16 protein-coding genes are annotated in these 16,688 nt (G+C 60.5%); 13 read left to right on the top strand and 3 right to left on the bottom strand.

Annotated elements, in window-relative coordinates:
• Nucleotides 1–49: 49 nt before the first annotated feature.
• From ACVMDN_RS13925 to ACVMDN_RS13940, 4 genes are all read left to right on the top strand, one after another.
• Complete coding sequence (locus ACVMDN_RS13925) at nucleotides 50–442, top strand: tautomerase family protein (RefSeq protein ID WP_076826658.1); 393 nt, start codon at nucleotides 50–52, stop codon at nucleotides 440–442.
• Nucleotides 429–1,793: an amidase gene (locus tag ACVMDN_RS13930; RefSeq protein WP_456835169.1), complete on the top strand. Its 1,365-nt coding sequence runs from the start codon at nucleotides 429–431 to the stop codon at nucleotides 1,791–1,793. Before ACVMDN_RS13925 ends, ACVMDN_RS13930 begins: the two co-directional genes overlap by 14 nt.
• 270 nt (nucleotides 1,794–2,063) lie before the next feature.
• Entirely contained in the window at nucleotides 2,064–2,642 is a 579-nt protein-coding gene (locus tag ACVMDN_RS13935) for a DUF6946 family protein (protein WP_456843640.1), read from the top strand.
• Nucleotides 2,643–2,676: 34 nt separating this feature from the next.
• Nucleotides 2,677–2,850 carry a hypothetical protein gene (locus ACVMDN_RS13940; RefSeq protein WP_253641372.1) on the top strand — a complete coding sequence of 58 codons (174 nt, stop codon included), beginning with the start codon at nucleotides 2,677–2,679 and terminating at the stop codon, nucleotides 2,848–2,850.
• A gap of 140 nt (nucleotides 2,851–2,990) precedes the next feature.
• Here ACVMDN_RS13940 and ACVMDN_RS13945 read toward each other — a convergent pair whose 3' ends face one another.
• Nucleotides 2,991–4,562, bottom strand: coding sequence for a UxaA family hydrolase (locus ACVMDN_RS13945; protein ID WP_083714954.1), 1,572 nt, complete (start codon nucleotides 4,560–4,562; stop codon nucleotides 2,991–2,993).
• A gap of 381 nt (nucleotides 4,563–4,943) precedes the next feature.
• On the opposite strand from ACVMDN_RS13945, the gene ACVMDN_RS13950 reads away from it, so the two are divergent.
• A complete protein-coding gene (locus ACVMDN_RS13950) occupies nucleotides 4,944–6,119 on the top strand; it encodes an alpha/beta hydrolase (protein WP_456835167.1) in 1,176 nt (391 codons plus the stop codon).
• Between the two features lie 63 nt (nucleotides 6,120–6,182).
• Here the strand turns inward: ACVMDN_RS13950 and ACVMDN_RS13955 are convergent, their stop codons facing one another.
• On the bottom strand, nucleotides 6,183–6,908 hold the full coding sequence (locus tag ACVMDN_RS13955) for a helix-turn-helix transcriptional regulator (protein WP_076826756.1): 726 nt from the start codon (nucleotides 6,906–6,908) through the stop codon (nucleotides 6,183–6,185).
• A 414-nt stretch (nucleotides 6,909–7,322) separates the two neighbouring features.
• Between ACVMDN_RS13955 and ACVMDN_RS13960 the strand changes: the two genes are divergently transcribed.
• The 6 genes from ACVMDN_RS13960 to ACVMDN_RS13985 are packed head-to-tail and all read left to right on the top strand — an operon-like array spanning nucleotide 7,323 to nucleotide 13,352.
• A complete protein-coding gene (locus tag ACVMDN_RS13960; RefSeq protein WP_076826666.1) occupies nucleotides 7,323–8,711 on the top strand; it encodes an amidase in 1,389 nt (462 codons plus the stop codon).
• A 40-nt stretch (nucleotides 8,712–8,751) separates the two neighbouring features.
• Nucleotides 8,752–9,609 carry a branched-chain amino acid ABC transporter permease gene (locus ACVMDN_RS13965; RefSeq protein WP_076826668.1) on the top strand — a complete coding sequence of 286 codons (858 nt, stop codon included), beginning with the start codon at nucleotides 8,752–8,754 and terminating at the stop codon, nucleotides 9,607–9,609.
• 5 nt (nucleotides 9,610–9,614) lie between these two features.
• Complete coding sequence (locus tag ACVMDN_RS13970; protein ID WP_076826670.1) at nucleotides 9,615–10,835, top strand: substrate-binding protein; 1,221 nt, start codon at nucleotides 9,615–9,617, stop codon at nucleotides 10,833–10,835.
• Between the two features lie 7 nt (nucleotides 10,836–10,842).
• A complete protein-coding gene (locus ACVMDN_RS13975) occupies nucleotides 10,843–11,937 on the top strand; it encodes a branched-chain amino acid ABC transporter permease (RefSeq protein WP_244558755.1) in 1,095 nt (364 codons plus the stop codon).
• Nucleotides 11,924–12,658 (top strand): ABC transporter ATP-binding protein, encoded by a 735-nt coding sequence (locus tag ACVMDN_RS13980; RefSeq protein WP_253623941.1) that lies wholly within the window; start codon nucleotides 11,924–11,926, stop codon nucleotides 12,656–12,658. Before ACVMDN_RS13975 ends, ACVMDN_RS13980 begins: the two co-directional genes overlap by 14 nt.
• Nucleotides 12,651–13,352, top strand: coding sequence for a branched-chain amino acid ABC transporter ATP-binding protein (locus ACVMDN_RS13985; protein WP_076826673.1), 702 nt, complete (start codon nucleotides 12,651–12,653; stop codon nucleotides 13,350–13,352). The genes ACVMDN_RS13980 and ACVMDN_RS13985 overlap by 8 nt, the downstream gene beginning before the upstream one ends.
• A gap of 52 nt (nucleotides 13,353–13,404) precedes the next feature.
• Here the strand turns inward: ACVMDN_RS13985 and ACVMDN_RS13990 are convergent, their stop codons facing one another.
• Nucleotides 13,405–14,205 carry a Crp/Fnr family transcriptional regulator gene (locus ACVMDN_RS13990; protein WP_083714955.1) on the bottom strand — a complete coding sequence of 267 codons (801 nt, stop codon included), beginning with the start codon at nucleotides 14,203–14,205 and terminating at the stop codon, nucleotides 13,405–13,407.
• A 589-nt stretch (nucleotides 14,206–14,794) separates the two neighbouring features.
• Here ACVMDN_RS13990 and ACVMDN_RS13995 point away from each other — a divergent pair.
• Nucleotides 14,795–15,370, top strand: coding sequence for a cupin domain-containing protein (locus ACVMDN_RS13995; RefSeq protein WP_143270795.1), 576 nt, complete (start codon nucleotides 14,795–14,797; stop codon nucleotides 15,368–15,370).
• Nucleotides 15,371–15,668: 298 nt separating this feature from the next.
• On the top strand, nucleotides 15,669–16,685 hold the full coding sequence (locus ACVMDN_RS14000; RefSeq protein ID WP_253625997.1) for an ABC transporter permease: 1,017 nt from the start codon (nucleotides 15,669–15,671) through the stop codon (nucleotides 16,683–16,685).
• The last annotated feature ends 3 nt before the right edge of the window (nucleotides 16,686–16,688 follow it).

Raw genomic sequence — 16,688 nt, forward strand, 5'->3', positions numbered from 1 at the left:
CCCCGCGGCTCGCATGAATGGCGTTTTGCCAGCACTGAAGAGGTGAAAGATGCCCTACCTGCAAATCGACGTTCCGGGGCGTTACCCGGCCGAGCAAAAACAGCGCCTGGCCAGGCGCTTTGGCGAGATCTACGCCGACATCATGCAAGCAAACATCCGGCGGATCTCGGTGGCTGTTCGCGAGCTCCATGACGGCGGCGTCTGGCGTTGCACTGAAGGAGAGCCGTACGAGGCAGCTCTGTTGATGTGTGACATCCGGAAGGGGCGCCCGCCCGAACAGCGGGAACGCCTGGCACGCGCGCTCGTCAATGCCTGCGTAGAGATACTGGAGCTGCGGATAGATCAGGTGAACGTCGAGTTCACACAGCACTCCGGCGATGAAATGTTCCACCCGCTGCTTGGCGGGCTCAGCGAGGACTGGTCAGCCAATGAAGCACACTGAACAACTGAACGGACTGTCATCTGCTGCGTCCGAAATTCGGGCTCTGGCAGCCGGACTGTCCGCGGGACAGGCCAGCAGTATCGACCTCGTCGAAGAATGCCTCGACCGCATCAAGGACCCGGCGGGCGAGGGCGCTAGAACATTCATCAAGGTCTGGGATCGGGAGGCGCGGCTTGCCGCAGCTGCCTTCACCCCGGAAAGGATCGGTGAGACTCGTTCGCTGGTCGCAGGACTTCCGGTCTCGGTGAAGGACCTGTTCGACGTCAAGGGCGAGGTGACGCTGGCCGGCGCTCCGGCACGGGACGATACGGCGCCAGCTGCATCCGACGCTCCTGTAATCAGCCGGCTCAAATCGGCGGGCGCTATCCTGATCGGGCGCACGAATATGACGCAGTTTGCCTATTCGGCGGTTGGGCTGAACCCGCATTTTGGCACGCCCGGCAATCCCTGGGATCGCTCCCGTACACCCGGAGGATCCTCTTCGGGGGCAGCAGTTTCGGTCGCAGATCGTATGGCGGTTGCATCCATCGGATCCGATACCGTCGGATCTATCCGCGTACCTGCTGCCTTTTGTGGCGTAGTTGGCTTCAAGCCTACCCAACGTCGGGTGCCCCGCGACGGTGCAATTCCGTTGTCGACGACCCTGGACACAGTTGGCCCGCTGGCGCGGTCGGTCGAGGACTGCGCGCTGGTCTTCGGTGTCATTGCTGGCGAAGAGGTGCGCCCGACGGACGGCTTCGATCTCACCAGTCTGCGGTTCGCGATTCCGAAAGGAAGGATGCTGGAGGGGCTCGATCCAGAGGTGGCAAGCGCCTTTGCGCGTGCATGCAGCACGGCGTCCCGTGCGGGCGCCAGAATTCTCGAGATCGATGTGCCAACGCTGGACGTGTTCCAGACCCTGAGTCCGAACGCAACCATCCAGGCGGTTGAGTCGATGGCCTGGCACCGCGATCTGATCGGCCGAAGGGGCGCCGAATACGACCCGAACGTGAGAGCGCGCATCGAGGCTGGGGACCGGATCGCAGCGACTGCATACGCCGATTGCCTGATGCGTCGAGAACCATTGTCACACGAGCTCGATCACCTTACCGCGGGCTTCGATGCCCTGATCATGCCGACTGTCCCGATCATCGCTCCGTCAATTGCGACTTGCATGCGTGACGAAGGCAGCGTCCGGGCCCGGATCATCAGGAACACGTCCCCGTTCAACTACTTCGATCGCCCATCGATAAGCATCCCGATACATGAGCCGGGAAGTGCCCCGGTCGGCTTGATGTTGGTCGGCCAACGCGACGAAGACTGGAAACTGCTGGCCATAGCTCGTGCTCTCGAAACCGGGAGAGGGAGGTGAACACCGGGAGCGAGTGCACGCCGTCGGAGTCCTGGGGCGTTCCAAATGCCCGGTCCGGGCGAACCATCTGCCAGCAGCTGCGGCGAGACCATCCTGTTGCGCTGCGGCAGCCCAGGATTCCGGCGGGCAATCGGCTGTCGACATGGCAGCCGGGAGAACGATAATGAAACTATCCTGGCCGGGTGAGAAGTGGAGCTGACTCAAAAGAACGGAAACGGTCACCCGGTCCTCATAGATTTTCATCGAGAGGATCATATTGCATGACGAGTGATGCAGGGGCTCTATTTTGATCGAACGCCAGTGCATGATCTTGCCGCGTTGCTTCATTCATACAATGTTGACGAATTTAACTCGCCGTATCGATCAACTGTGCCGCTATTGGCGCTCGTGAAAGACGAACGGAACACGTTTCGCAAAGTACTGAGTGCTTGTCGGGTGTCGATGCCGGTGGACCTTCATTTTGAGTTCAAGGTCGATCATCAGTCGAAGGGGCGAAGGGCGCCGTCACACACCGATTTCATGGCGATCTCCGAGGACGTATGCATTGCTATCGAGTCTAAGTGGACCGAGCCTTCTTACGATACTGTCGGTACCTGGCTTTCAAAGGGCGGCGACTTACCGAACCGGGAGAAAGTGCCTAAGGGGTGGCTGGCCTTGATGAGGCTCGAGTGCGTGCCGCAATCGCTCGAAGAAATCGCCGATTGCGAGTATCAAATGCTGCATCGGGCAGCATCAGCATACGCTGCTGCGGCTTCTTTCGCTACGAAAAAGTGTCCGATGCTCGCATACCTCAAATTCTCTTCGCCGGAAACGCCGGTTTCTGCTGCGATCGACGGAATGCTATGTTGATGCTTTGACGTTGCTCCACAAGCGACTGCGTCCAATGGATCTCCAGACCTATCTGGTTGAGATGAAAATGGCGCCGAGGGAGCATTTCAGACTGATTGCAGATCGTCCTAAAGCAAACCCTGCAATGGGAGTTGCTGTTCGAGGCGCATTGCAGGAGACTTCATTGTTCAGCTTCTCGGGCGACAATGTGTACCGGATCGGGACCTAGGCAACCCGAGGTGGGCATCCTTCCGCCGCCCGGCTGAACAACCCTGTTGGGGACGAGTAGCCGCGGAGAGCTGCCAGCGGTCATTTCAAAGCCGTCCACCTGCGTGAAGATAGCGGAGGAGCACAATGAATGAACCAGTCTCAAAGCATTATACCTTTGTCCCACGGCGAAAACTCTTCTTCCCCGTAGCCCAGCCGTTCGCTGGCAGTTTTTTGTCCGGAGGCGGTCGCCAGGATCAAATCGAATATCCTCGTGCCGGCCTCTTCAATTGTCTCCGTTCCGTCCAATATGGTGCCGCAGTTAACGTCCATGTCGTCGGGCATGCGCTGGTAAAGCGGCGTGTTGCTCGCCAGCTTCAGCGAAGGAGTCGGCTTACACCCGAAGGCTGATCCGCGCCCGGTCGTGAAGCACAGGACATTTGCTCCTCCCGCGACCTGCGCTGTCGCCCCGACAGGGTCGAACGCCGGCGCGTCCATGAAAACCAGACCCTTTTCCGTCACGCGCTCGGCATAGTCGTAGACCTCCACGAGATTGGTGGTGCCGCCCTTGGCCATTGCGCCAAGGGATTTTTCAATGATGTTCGTGAGGCCGCCGGCCTTGTTGCCGGGGGACGGGTTATTGTTGATCTCCATTCCGTGACTGGCAGCAAATTCGTCCCACCACTTCACGCGCGCAGCGAGCTTTTCTCCAACTTCTCGCCGAACAGCACGCCGGGTCAGGATATGTTCGGCCCCATAGCACTCTGTCGTTTCAGACAGGATTGCAGTTCCACCGTGAGCGACGATCAGATCAACAGCAGCTCCCAGTGCGGCGTTCGCGCTGATTCCGGAGTACCCGTCTGATCCACCGCACTGAAGCGCAACTTTCAATTCACTTGCCGGTACCGGCGTCCGTTGAATGTTGTTCGCCCGCTCCAGGCTTGCCTCAAGACGTTCAATACCCGCTCGTACCGTGGCTGCGGTCCCGCCAGATTGCTGAATAACAAGCGCGTCGCCCGCACTCCCTCCCAGCACGCCATCGAGATTGCTGACCTCACAGCCCAGTCCGATCATGAGCACTTTCGCGAAATTCGGGTGAGCGGCGTAGCCGGCGATACATCGTCGCAACGCTTCGATGCCATCGATCCTGGCATCAAGTCCGCATCCGCTCTTGTGCGTCAGCGCCACGACGCCGTCGATATTCGGATAGTTGGCAAGACGGCCCTTGAAATGGTCTGCGATCATGCGGGCGGCAGTCGCCGAACAGTTCACGCTGGTCAATACGCCGATATAGTTGCGCGTCGCTACGCGTCCATCTGCACGGACATAGCCATTGAAGGTACGTTGCACGGACGCGAGAGGCGTTGGTCGAACATCCTGGCCAAAAGTATTGCTGTCTTGGGAATAGTCGCTCATGCCGAGATTGTGGACGTGAACGTGTTCGCCTTGAGCGATGGTAGCCGACGCTACGCCGATTACTGAGCTGTAACGGCGAACAGCTGTGCCCGCGTCGATCCGACGTCGCGCAATCTTGTGACCGGCTGGAATCGGATCTATCGCGACTACCCCGTCCGACACGGTCTCACCAACGGCGATAGCGCGAAGCGCGATCAATACATCGTCGGAGCTGTTCAGGAGGATCGTTGACGGTTTTTCGTTTTGCGTCCGCCTGTCGGTTGCTCGCGCCGCTGAAATAACGTTCTGTGTTGCGGTTGAATCGGGATGGTCGCTCATACGCGCAGTTCCTGTATTGTTGGGGTGCCGGCAGGCTTACGCTTGATCGGCGAAGCATCTGGCGTTGTCTGGAGGAAGCGAACGAGCTCAAACGGTCGCCAGCAGGAAAGCGTTTGAGTCTTTCGTTTTAATAGAGGCGCCAGGCTATCAGGTCGCTCTATCCGTCTCTGTCAATTTGGCGACAATCGATCCGGTTCTCTTGTGATATCGATAGCGACGAGGGGGCTCCAATGCTCGAGCCGTCGGGTTCTCCTCATGCAGCGTGGCCAGGACAGGGCATTGGAGCGACGGTTCGCTCCTGGCATTTGAGCCGGCGAATTCAGGAGTGTCGTCGAGCTGCTGAGTGTGCGCGGCTCGTCGAAAGCAGTGAGGACCGAATGCATGACGATAACAAGCTCACTACCTGAGATTCCGCTCGCTTCAGGAATCCGTTCGCGGTACGTGGAAAACGTTAACGGTCTGCGGGTACACGTCCTGGAAGCTGGATTCAAATTGCCTGACAGGCCTTGCGTGCTGCTGTTGCACGGCTTTCCCGAATTGGCCTTCTGCTGGCGCAAGTTGATGATTCCCCTGGCCGAGGCCGGTTATCATGTGATTGCACCTGACCAACGGGGCTACGGGCGTACAAGCGGGTGGGATCCAGACTACGACGGCGATCTTGCTTCCTTTCGGCTAACGAACCTCGTTCGCGATGCGATCGGCGTTGTTGCGGCGTTTGGCTACGATGCCGTCGATGCCGTCATCGGACACGACTTCGGCTCCGCAGTCGCCGCCTGGTGTGGGCTAATACGACCGGATGTATTCCGGTCCGTGGTCATGATGAGCGCGCCGTTCGCCGGGGCGCCTCGGCTTCCGTTCAATTCGGTAAATGAAGTTGCTGTTTCTCCACCGGAAGACCTCGTTCATCGTGAACTCGCGGCCTTGCCGCGGCCGCGGAAGCACTATCAATGGTACTATACGACGCGGGAAGCTGACAGACACATGCGCCATGCTCCGCAGGGAGTGCATGCGTTCTTGCGGGCTTACTATCACTACAAGAGCGCTGATTGGAAAGGCGAGGCGCCATATCCGCTAAAGTCGTGGTCGGCGGCCGAGCTCGCAAACATGCCGACTTACTACATCATGGAGCGGGACAAGGATATGCCAGCTACCGTGGCAGAGCATATGCCGTCAGCAGCTGCAGTTGCCGCCAACCAATGGCTCCCGGATACCGATCTGTCGTTCTGCAGTGCAGAGTTTGCCCGTACTGGCTTTCAGGGGGGTCTGCAGTGGTATCGCTGTGCTCTCTCAAGCAGGTTCAATTCCGAACTGCAAATCTGGTCGGGTCGCAGTATTGACGTCCCGTCTCTCTTCGTTGCTGGCAAGCAGGATTGGGGCATCTATCAACACCCCGGAGCCTATGAATCGATGCGGGCCACGGTCTGTTCAAGAATGGCTGCCTGCCACTTGATCGACGGAGCTGGACACTGGGTGCAGCAGGAACGGCCGGCTGAGGTCGGCGGCCTGCTACAGGCATTTCTGCGCGAAACGTTTGGGAACGGACGAGACCGCCGATAGCTCATCACCTCTGAGTGCTCGGAAGCGCTGGGACATAATGGCTTGTGATGACCTGCGGTCTGGTCACCGGGCTTTCGTAAAACTGGCAGCCAGTTCCGCTCGATTTGCGCAGCCGAATTTCTCGAGCACTCGGCTGATATGAGTTCGTACGGTGCCAAAACTAATGCCTAACACGCGAGCAATGTCACGGTCTGTACACCCACGTGATACCAGTTCGGTGATCTCACGTTCCCGGGTGGTCAGGCCGTCGCTATGAGTGTGTCCCCGTAACAACGCGGACCGGATGAACGGTTCCAGGACGTCCAGCAGCACCTTTTCCCGTTCGTCGAAATTTGTCTTTCCGCGCCGCCGCCAGATCCGGAAATCGCCCAAGTCGCGATTCCGTTGATCGAACATGTAGATATTGATGCCCCATTCGAGCGCATCGCGCTGCAGGTAGTCGTTATAGAATTCGGTCTTGATTAGCTCGCGCCGGTCCAGGACCTCATCGACGATCGTGGCGCGCCGCGCCGCTCGCAAACGCGAGGTTATGGGATCATTGAACTGGTACCAATCATCGTAGAGCGATCGGATTTCCGGCGGGGCGCCCACGTAGATCGATTCACAGAATCGCTGCTTTGTCTCCTGCCAGACACAAGAGCAGCCGCCGTCAGCACGAAGGAGTTTGACGAGGTCACTGAGTGCGGCCCGCCGAACGTCATCCTGCGCACTCAGCCGTTCCAGGCGGTGGACGATGTCAGCAAAGAGCTTCAGCTCGCTCGACGTGATGTCCCGGATATGCGGTGTCATACCCCAATCCTCCCCAGTGTAAATTTTATGCAAGGTGCGCGCCAAGTACAGCTCGGCAGCTGACACCCAATTCGCCGGCGGACAATGACCTCACACGGCCCCCGCCGGTGCAGGGTCATGTAGCCAAACCACCATCGGCAATAATGCCGATGCCGCCCCGAATTCCAGATCGCTACAAGCTCAACAGCAAACAGGACCGGGGGACGATCCGCTCGAAGGTAGCATGGGCCGATTGGCAGTCAATCGAAGTACTTGCTTCGATCTGGGTAGATCTGTCCTCGCTCCTGCCGGGAGATGATCTGAGGCCCTCAGGATGGATACGGCGACATGGCTCCCAAAAGCTCTTCGCGAGCTTTTTGGGGTGGGGCGGCTATTGAGCGCTACAGATTTAGTTGGCCGGATACGGAGAACCAGATGCACTATCTAGCACTTTCAGAGCTGTCCATTTTGCTCAGGACGAAAGCCATCTCTCCGGTCGAACTCGTCAAACACATGCTCAACCGGATCAATGCCCTTGATCCGCAGCTTGAGTCCTACGTGACGGTAACCGCGCAGCGCGCTCTGGAGCAGGCCGACCGCGCGGAGCGCGAGATCGGATCTGGACGGTGGCGTGGCCCTCTCCACGGTGTTCCGCTGGCTTACAAGGATATTTTCTACACGGATTTTGCCCTGACAACGGCAGGTACGGCGATACACAAGAGCTTTCAGCCGACCTACAGCGCGACCGCGGTGAGGCGGCTGGAGGCGGCGGGTGCTATTTCGCTCGGAAAACTGAAAACGACGGAGCAGGCGTGGACAGAACATCATCCGACCGTCGCGGCGCCCAAAAACCCCTGGGGTGCCGAGCTATATGCAGGCGCGTCCTCCAGCGGATCGGGCGTCGCCACGGCTGCCGGCCTGACTTTCGGTGCGCTCGGCTCTGACACCGGCGGTTCGATCCGTTTTCCCAGCGCGGTCAACGGCGTGACGGGTCTCAAGCCAACGTGGGGGCGTGTCAGCCGCCACGGCGTCTTCGAACTGGCTGCTTCCCTTGATCACGTCGGGCCAATGACGCGGTCGGCTGTCGATTGTGCGATCATGCTCGGAGCCATCGCCGGCGCGGATCCTGCCGATCCGACCGCTGTGCACGATTCAGTAGAAGATTACCAGGCGGCAGCCTTGCGGAGCGTTGCGGGGATGCGGATCGGACTGCCGCGTGTCTACGCGACCGAAGGCGTCGACCCTGGCATCGTGGCGGTGTGGCAGGCAGCGGCAAAGGTTTTCGAGGACCTTGGCGCGATCGTTGAAGAAATTTCATTCCCCGAATGGCGGAACGCTGCGTCGACCTGGCCGATTCTGTGTTCGTCCGAGACAGCGTTAACGCATGCGGCGACATATCCGTCGAAATCCGAGAGTTACGGATCAGCGCTATCGGCACTTATCGATCTGGGACGGAGCAGCACGGCAATGGATCTCGCGTCCGCGCAGCATGCGCGTCTGGAATTTTCGAGCCGTCTTCGCGCCAAGTTCAGTAACCTCGACGTCATTCTCGTCCCCGTGACCATCTGGCCGACCCCGACCACCGCCGCCACCGCCGACATTCTTCAGATCTCTCCCCTTGAGGATCTGCTCCGCTTCACCTGTGTCTTTGACAGCACGGGAAGTCCAACCCTGACTCTACCCGGGGGCTTCGACGACCGGGGTGCACCGATGGCAATTCAGCTCATCGGAGCACACTTTGATGAGGCCGCCGTTCTACAGGCTGGTGCAGCGTTCCAACGAGCAACCGACTGGCATTCGAGACACTCGAGGCACTTTCCGTAGTGACCTGACAGGTTTCAGCGGGTGAGTTGGATCGCCACACATGGCTAGTACGTTCGTTGCGGTGTTCGAGATCGCGAGCTTCGGCGCGATCATCGTCCTTTTCGTGCTGGGGCTCGGCATCATCGCCAGCATGATGGGCATCTTCAACTTCGCGCAGGGCGAGTTCGTGCTGCTCGGAGCCTACGTCACCTATCTGGCTTACGCCCACGGGGCGCCTATCTGGGCCGGCATGGTTGCGGCGCCCGTCGTGGTCGGCGCGTTCGGCTTCGTGCTGGAAGCGCTCATCATCCGGCGCTTCTATGCGGCGCCGATCGTGGCGATGCTCGGTACCTATGCGCTCGGCCTGATCATCCGCGAAAGCGTACGCGGCCTGATCGGCGGTTTCTATCTGACGGTGCCGGAGCCGGTCGGTGGCTCGATCGACGTTGGTGCCATCCACATCTCGGCCTGGCGCTTCACCATCATCGTGATCACGCTGCTGGTGATGGGCGCCTGCTATCTTCTGCTGGCACGCACCTCGTTCGGATTGCGCGTGCGCGCCACGCTGGAGAACCCGGGACTGGCGCGCGCCTCGGGTATCTCGACGCCCCTGATCTACGGCGCGACGTTTGCGTTCGGCGCGGCGCTGGCCGGGCTTGCCGGCGCGCTGATCGTGCCGGTGTTCAGCCTGTTTGCCGATCTCGGCATCCGTTTCCTGATCCAGGGTTTCGTTGCCGTGATGGTCGGCGGGGTCGGATCCTTCATCGGCCCGGTCGCCGGCGCCGGCGTCATCGGCACGCTCAGCGCCGCGCTGCCATGGGTCATGTCGCCCGTCGTCGCCGACGTCCTCGTCTTCGTGCTCGCGATTGTGTTCATCAAGTTCCGGCCGCAAGGCCTCATTGCAGGGAAAGGGGTCTAATCACCATGTCGATTGAACGCACGAACCTGACGCGGCGCCGCTTCATGAGCAATTTCGCCTTCGCGACCGGAGCGATCGCGACCGGCGTCGGAAGCTGGGTGGTCCGGCCCGATTGGGCGAACGCTGTGGAAGGGCCCATCAAGGTTGGTATCGCCACCGATCTAACAGGACCGATCGCGTTCGCTGGCGTGGCCGACGCCAATGTTGCAAAGATGGTGATCAAGGAGATTAACGACAACGGAGGTCTCCTGGGGCGTCCGATTGAACTCTATTTCGAGGATACAGCATCGAACGAATCGATCGCAGTCGGAAACGTGAGAAAGCTGATTCAGCGGGATAAGGTTGACCTCGTCCTTGGGGGCGTCACGAGTTCGATGCGTAACGCGATCAAGGATCCGATCGTAGCGCGCGGCAAGACGCTCTACATCTATCCAGAGCTTTACGAGGGCAGGGAGTGCACGCCCTACCTGTTCTGCACTGGACCCACCCCCGCGCAGCAATGCGACGATCTGATCCCGTGGCTGATCAAAAACGGCGGAAAGAAATTCGCGCTGCCCGGATCCAACTATATCTATCCGCATACGATTAACGTCTACGCCCGAAGGTTGATCGAAGCCCATGGCGGCGAAGTCGTGTTCGACGAATATTACCCGCTCGATCAAGTGGACTTCAGTGCGACTGTCAATCGTATCATTTCCAACAAGGTCGACGTCGTGTTCAACACGATCATTCCGCCCGGAGTTGGCCCATTATTCAAGCAACTCAGTGAAGCCGGGTTTTTGAAGAACGGAGGTCGCCTTGCCTGCGTCTGGGCTGATGAGAACCTCTTGAATATAAGTCAGCCCCACGAGATCGAAGGTATGGCCAGCTGCCTTGACTATTTCAGGGCGGTCACCGCGAGCGATCCCGTGAGCGCGAAGATCCAGGCGACTTACGACAGGAGCTTTCCCGGCAAGATCCTGTTCGCCGCCGGAAGTGCTGCGACCGGAACCTGGCGCGGCCTCAAGCTGTGGGAGGCGGCGGTCAAGGAAGCCGGCAAGGTCGATCGCGAGTCGGTTGCGGCCACCCTCGACCATGCCAGGATTGCCGAAGGTCCCGGCGGGCCCGCCGAGATGGTGCCGGGCAAGCGTCACTGCAAGATGAACATGTACATCGCGGTCGCCAAGGGAGGAAACTACGAAATCGTCGGGTGCAGCAATGGTCTCGTCGACCCAAAGGAGTGCTGAGCAGTCGATGGGTGCAGCAAGAGAGGCCGTCGCACGCATCGGCGAGGGACCGGATGTCGTGACGGGCAAGGGTACACCGGCCGCAAGCGCGCCGGCGGGACGGGTATCGGCAGGATGGAAGGTCCTGCCGATCGTGGAAGGGCTGGTGCTGCTGATCGCACTGGTCCTGCCATGGGTGCTGCAGGACTATCTGACGGTGTTCGCCACCCGCGTGGTGATCCTCGCGTTGTTCGCCCTGTCGTTCGACCTCGTGTGGGGCTATGCCGGCATCATGAGCTTCGGCCAGGCGCTGTTCTTCGGCGCCGCCGGCTACGGCGTGGCGCTCTTGGCGCGCGATCTCAACGTCACCTCGATCCTCCTGATCCTGCCTGCCGGAACGCTGATCGGGCTCACCGCGTCGCTGCTGCTCGGCGGCTTCCTGCTGCTCGGGCGTTATCCCTCGAGCGTGATCTTCGTCTCGCTCGGCACCCTCACCGGCTCCTATGCCGCGGACCGGCTGGCGCGCGGCTGGTACTATCTCGGCGGCCAGAACGGCATCCCGTCGATCCCGCCGCTCACCCTCGGCAGCTACGAGTTCGAGGAGGGGCCGATCTACTACTACATGGTGCTCGGCATCCTCGTGGTCGTCTATCTGCTCTGCCGCTTCCTGGTCCGCTCGCAATTCGGCCTCGCGCTCGCCGGCCTGCGCGAGAACGAGCAGCGCATCGCCTTCTTCGGCTACAAGGCGCAGCATCTGAAGGCGATCATCTTTGCGGTCGGCGGCACCATCGCCGGTCTTGCCGGCAGCCTCTATGCCTTCCACGAGGGCTTCGTCTGGCCCAACATGCTGGGCGTCGTGTTCTCGACCCAGGTCGTGCTCTACGTCTTGTTCGGCGGCTCCGGCACGCTGATCGGCGCCGTGATCGGCACCGTGATCATCGAGGGCGTCAGCTTCTGGCTGTCCGACAATTACCGCGACGTCTGGCCGATCATCCTCGGCGTGCTGCTGCTGCTCGTCATCATGTTCCGGCCGCTCGGGCTGATCTCCTTCGTGCTCGGCGAGCGCGAGCGGGTCGGCAGTTTCGGCAAAGCCCCGAAGGAGACCGGCAATGCCGCTCCTTGAGGCGCAAGGGATCAGCAAAGTGTTCGGCAAGCTGACCGCGCTCGACGGTGCAGCGCTGACCGTCGGCGAGAACGAGTTCCACGGCCTGATCGGCCCCAACGGCTCGGGCAAGAGCACGCTGATGAAATGCGTCGCCGGCGCCGAGGTGCCGACCACGGGCAAGGTCTCCTTCGTCAACACCGACATCACCGCGTTCACGCCGACCGAGCGCGCGCGCGCCGGCATGAGCCTGAAGTTCCAGATCACCTCGGTGCTGCCGACGCTGACGCTGTACGACAACATCCTGCTGGCGCTGCAGGCACACTGCTCGCTGTTCGACCTCGTGCTGTCGCGGACCCGCAAGAAGCTGCACGATCAGGTGATGACGATGCTGACCCAGTTCCGGCTCGCCGATCGCGCACATGATGCCGCCGCGGCCCTGTCGCACGGCCAGCAGCAATGGCTCGAGATCGCGATGGCGCTCGCCGGCAAGCCACGGCTGTTGCTGCTGGACGAGCCGACCGGCGGCATGAGCCTCGAGGAGCGCCGCGTCACCGGCGAGCTGTTGCAGCCGATCAAGCAGCATTGCTCGCTCGTCATGGTCGAACACGACCTCGATTTCATCCGCGACATCTGCGACCGCCTCACCGTGCTCGACCAGGGCAAGGTGCTGGCCTCGGGAACGGTCGCGGAAATCCAGGCCAACAAAAGCGTCCAGGAGATCTATCTTCGCCGTGCCTGAGCAAACCTTCCTCGATATCCGGCATCTCGACGCCGGTTATGGCCGCAGCCAGGTCCTGTTCGATGTCAACATCGGCATTCCCTGGCGCGGCGGCGTCGCCGTGCTCGGCCGCAACGGCGCCGGCAAGACCACGCTGATGAAGACCATCGTCGGCGAGCTCGCAAGCTCGCAGGGCGAGTTGTTCTTCGACGGCCGCGACATCACCCGCCGCCGCACCGAGGAGCGGGTGCGCTCCGGCATCGGCTATGTGCCGCAGGAGCATTCGGTGTTCGCCCGCCTGTCGGTGCGCGACAACCTCGCCGTCGGCTCGCTGTTCAATCCGGATGCCAGCGCGATCGATCGCGTGCTGGCCATCTTCCCGAAACTCGGCCAGCGCCTCGACCAGCCGGCCGGCACGCTGTCCGGCGGCGAGCGCAAGATGCTGGCGATCGGCCGCGCCATGCTCGGCAATCCAAAGCTGCTGCTGCTGGACGAGCCGACCGAAGGCGTCTGGATCGGCGTGATCGAGGAGATCACCGAGCGGCTGATCGACCTCGCCAAGAGCATCTCGGTCGTGATCGTCGAGCAGCATCTCGATCTCGCGCTGCGCGTCGCCGACTACGCCTATGTGCTGGACCGCGGCCGCGTCGCGCTGCAGGGCGAGGCGGGGAAGGTGCGGAGCGATCCGGAATTGCTGCGATATCTGGCGCCATGACTGAAACTTGAGCCAGACGAGTCGTGCTAGGAGCAGCGAATGGAAGCGAAACTCAGATGATTTCCGCCATCCGCTTCAGCTTGTCGATATTCCTTAGCTCAATGCGACGGTAGGTCAAACGAATGAGGCCCTTGCGCTCCAATTGTTTCAGGACCTTGTTAACTGTTTGACGGGACGCTCCAGTTAGAAGTGCAAGTGCTGCCTGCGTTATTGAAACATGCAGTCCGCCGTCCGGCGCGACATGCGCGACCTCAAGCAGGCGTAAGGCAACCCGGTTCGGTGGATCAGCAAGTACAGCATTTGCCATATGGGCGCTCAGCATCCGCAGGCGGCTCGACAGCAGTCTGAGCAAAGCGTCGTCGAAGACGCGATGCCTCTCGCGAAGCTTGGAAAATGCCGCGGAACTTAAGACCTGAAGTCGGACGTCGTCAAGCGCCTCAGCGGTTTGCGGCATGCGGTCTCCGTCGATCAGGCTACTGGCGCCCAAACACTCTCCTGGACCAAGCAAAGCGTAGACCATCTCGAGACCATCGACCCGCATCGTGGATATTCGGACGGTCCCACGGAGGACCCGGTACATCTCCCTACGTTCATCGCCATACTGGAAAATGACCTGACCAGCCGGAATATTTCGAATGGCAGACTGGTCACGAAAACTGCGTCTCACGGTTTCAGGTAGCCACCGTAACAGGTCATTGCGTACGCCGGGCACGGCGACCCATTCGCACCGATCTGTCGGTCTCACGATGTTACTCGCTCGTTTCATGCGCGATACCCGGCTCAGCGCTATGTTTGCGGTTAGCGCTGCCCTGCGTGACCGCAACCTGTAAAGCCATTGCATGGTCGAGGGCATTGGTCGATGAACTGTTGTATGCGGTTCGCAGTCCTACAACGCGCTACTTCTCTGTACGAGAGCAAAGCGACGCTGTTCCCAAAAATGGTAGCGCATCTACGAACGGTGTGGAGCGGGAAGTGACGCTTCGACGCTATCGCAAGAGTGTCGCTGGGGCTACGATTCTCAAAGAAGACGTTGTGGCGCTCAGAGTCAGGTCGGCAACGGACAGTAGCAGGCATTCTGGCGCGGTCGTCTAACGCAGAAAACGGCGGTGCCTTCGCTCGACCGGTTCTCTACTAGAAACTATTCGCAGTGAGCCTCAATCAATCGTCCATGAGATGGACGTTCCCACGCACGTGCTTTCAGGCCTTGCCGCGCGGGAGTTCGACCTTACGGCCGGTACACCCGAGGCCATGCATCGATGCTGGCGAGACCCGAAGTCCCGCGGGGCATAAATCCTAACAAACTCTCGTTTTCGGCGAAGGCGGCCTTTAAGCGGGCGAGAGGGCGGCTTCCCCAAATTTGCTCTGGATTTGCCACGACATGCTGGTAAATCATGTGATTTATATGCATAGTATTAGCCCGCTTGCATTGCTGGGAACGTAACGTGACGTCCGAAAACAATGCCTTGAATATTGGACCGCGCCTCCGGCGTGCCCGGTTGTCCAAGGGGCTGCGCATGAGAGACCTGGCGCAGGTCGTCGGATGTGACGAGAGCATGATTTCCAAGATCGAGGCCGGCAAGGTCATGCCGTCGCTGCCCATGCTCGACAAGATGGTCCACGCGCTCGACCGAGACATGGCCTCGTTTTTTGGCCTAAAGATCGACGACTACAAGCTGGTGCAGAAGCCTGAGGACCGGCTCAAGGTGCTGGTGGACGCACTGCGCGGCGGCACCGGTGTGACCTATGAGCGATTGGTGCCGATCGCCGCGGGCAATTTGCTCGAGGGCAACATTCATGTGGTCGCCCCGGGCGGCGAGAAGGTCGACCTCATCACCCATCAGGGCGAAGCCGTCGGCTACCTCGTGTCAGGAACCATCGAACTCACCGTCGACGACACCACATATCTGATGACGGCCGGCGACTCCTTCTTCTTCAAGGCTTATTTGACCAACAGTTATCGCAATGTCGGGCCGGACGAAGCGCGGATCGTCTGGGTCAACACGCCGCAGGTCCACTGAGGCGATCGCGCCAGTGCATGAATTAGATGCATGTGGCGAAAACTGAAGCAGCGATGGCTCAACATCGCTTCTTTTTCGGCGCGAGCGCGACGGCGTTGCATCCCAAAAACCTCCAATTCGAGAACTTGCCGGCTCGATCACCGGAATGACCGAGCTGGCATAGCGCTTGCTTAACCTTTTGCATGACTGTGATGCATGTCGATTGCCCCCGGCTGCGTCTGACGTTGACGGGGCCCGATCACGTTGATGCGCTCCGGCAGCGATGCCGTCGCTTCGGTGAGTAACGGCAGGCGAACCGCTGATGGCTTTCGTTTGGAAACGTTTGCTGGGCACCATCCCGAGCCTGATCGGAGTTGTTGTTCTCACGTTCTTCATCTCGCACGCGCTGCCCGGCGACCCTGCGGCCTTCTTCGCTGGGCCCGCCGCGAACGCCGCATCGATCGAGAACATCCGCGCTACACTTGGACTCGATCGCCCGCTTCCGGTGCAGTTCCTGCACTATGTGATTGACCTCGCGCATGGCAACCTCGGCCGCTCGCTCACGACCGGCCAGCCGGTGTTGACCGATCTGATCGAAAGGCTGCCGGCGTCGCTCGAATTATCGTCCTTCGCGCTGCTGTTCGCGATCAGCATCGCCATCCCGATGGGCGTGTGGGCTGCGACCCGCATCAACGGTGGGGTCGATCATGCCTGCCGCGGGCTCGTCACCGTGAGTGCAGCCTTTCCGACGTTCTTCGTCGGTCTGCTGTTCGTATATATCTTCTATTTCCTGCTCGGCTGGGCGCCGCAGCCGCTCGGCCGCCTAAACGAGATTACCTTTTCGCCGCCGCCGCACGTCACCGGAGCCTACACCGTCGACGCCCTCATTGCGGGTGACTGGCCGGTGCTCCGCGCGGCATTGTCCCAATTGATCCTGCCCGCGATATCGCTCGGCCTGTTCGCGCTGGCGCCGATCGCGCGCATCACGCGGGCAGCGATGCTGGAGGCGCTGGGCAGCGATTTCATCCGCACCGCGCGCGCCAGCGGACTGCCGGTCCGCAAGATCCTGATGACCTACGCATTCCGCAACGTGCTGCTACCCGTGAGCAGCGTTCTCGGCATGGTGTTCTCGTTCCTGCTTGGCTCCAACGTCCTGATCGAACAGGTGTTCGGTTGGCAGGGCGTCGGCGCCTATGCGGTATCGGCCGTAATCGCCTCCGACTACGCCGCAGTGCAGGGCTTCGTCCTGATGATGGCGGTGCTCTACGTTCTGCTCAATCTCGCTGTCGACATCTTCGCGACGCTGGTCGATCCCCGCGTCCGGTACGAGGGCTGAGCG

The sequence above is a fragment of the Bradyrhizobium sp. USDA 4510 genome, from assembly GCF_054059095.1.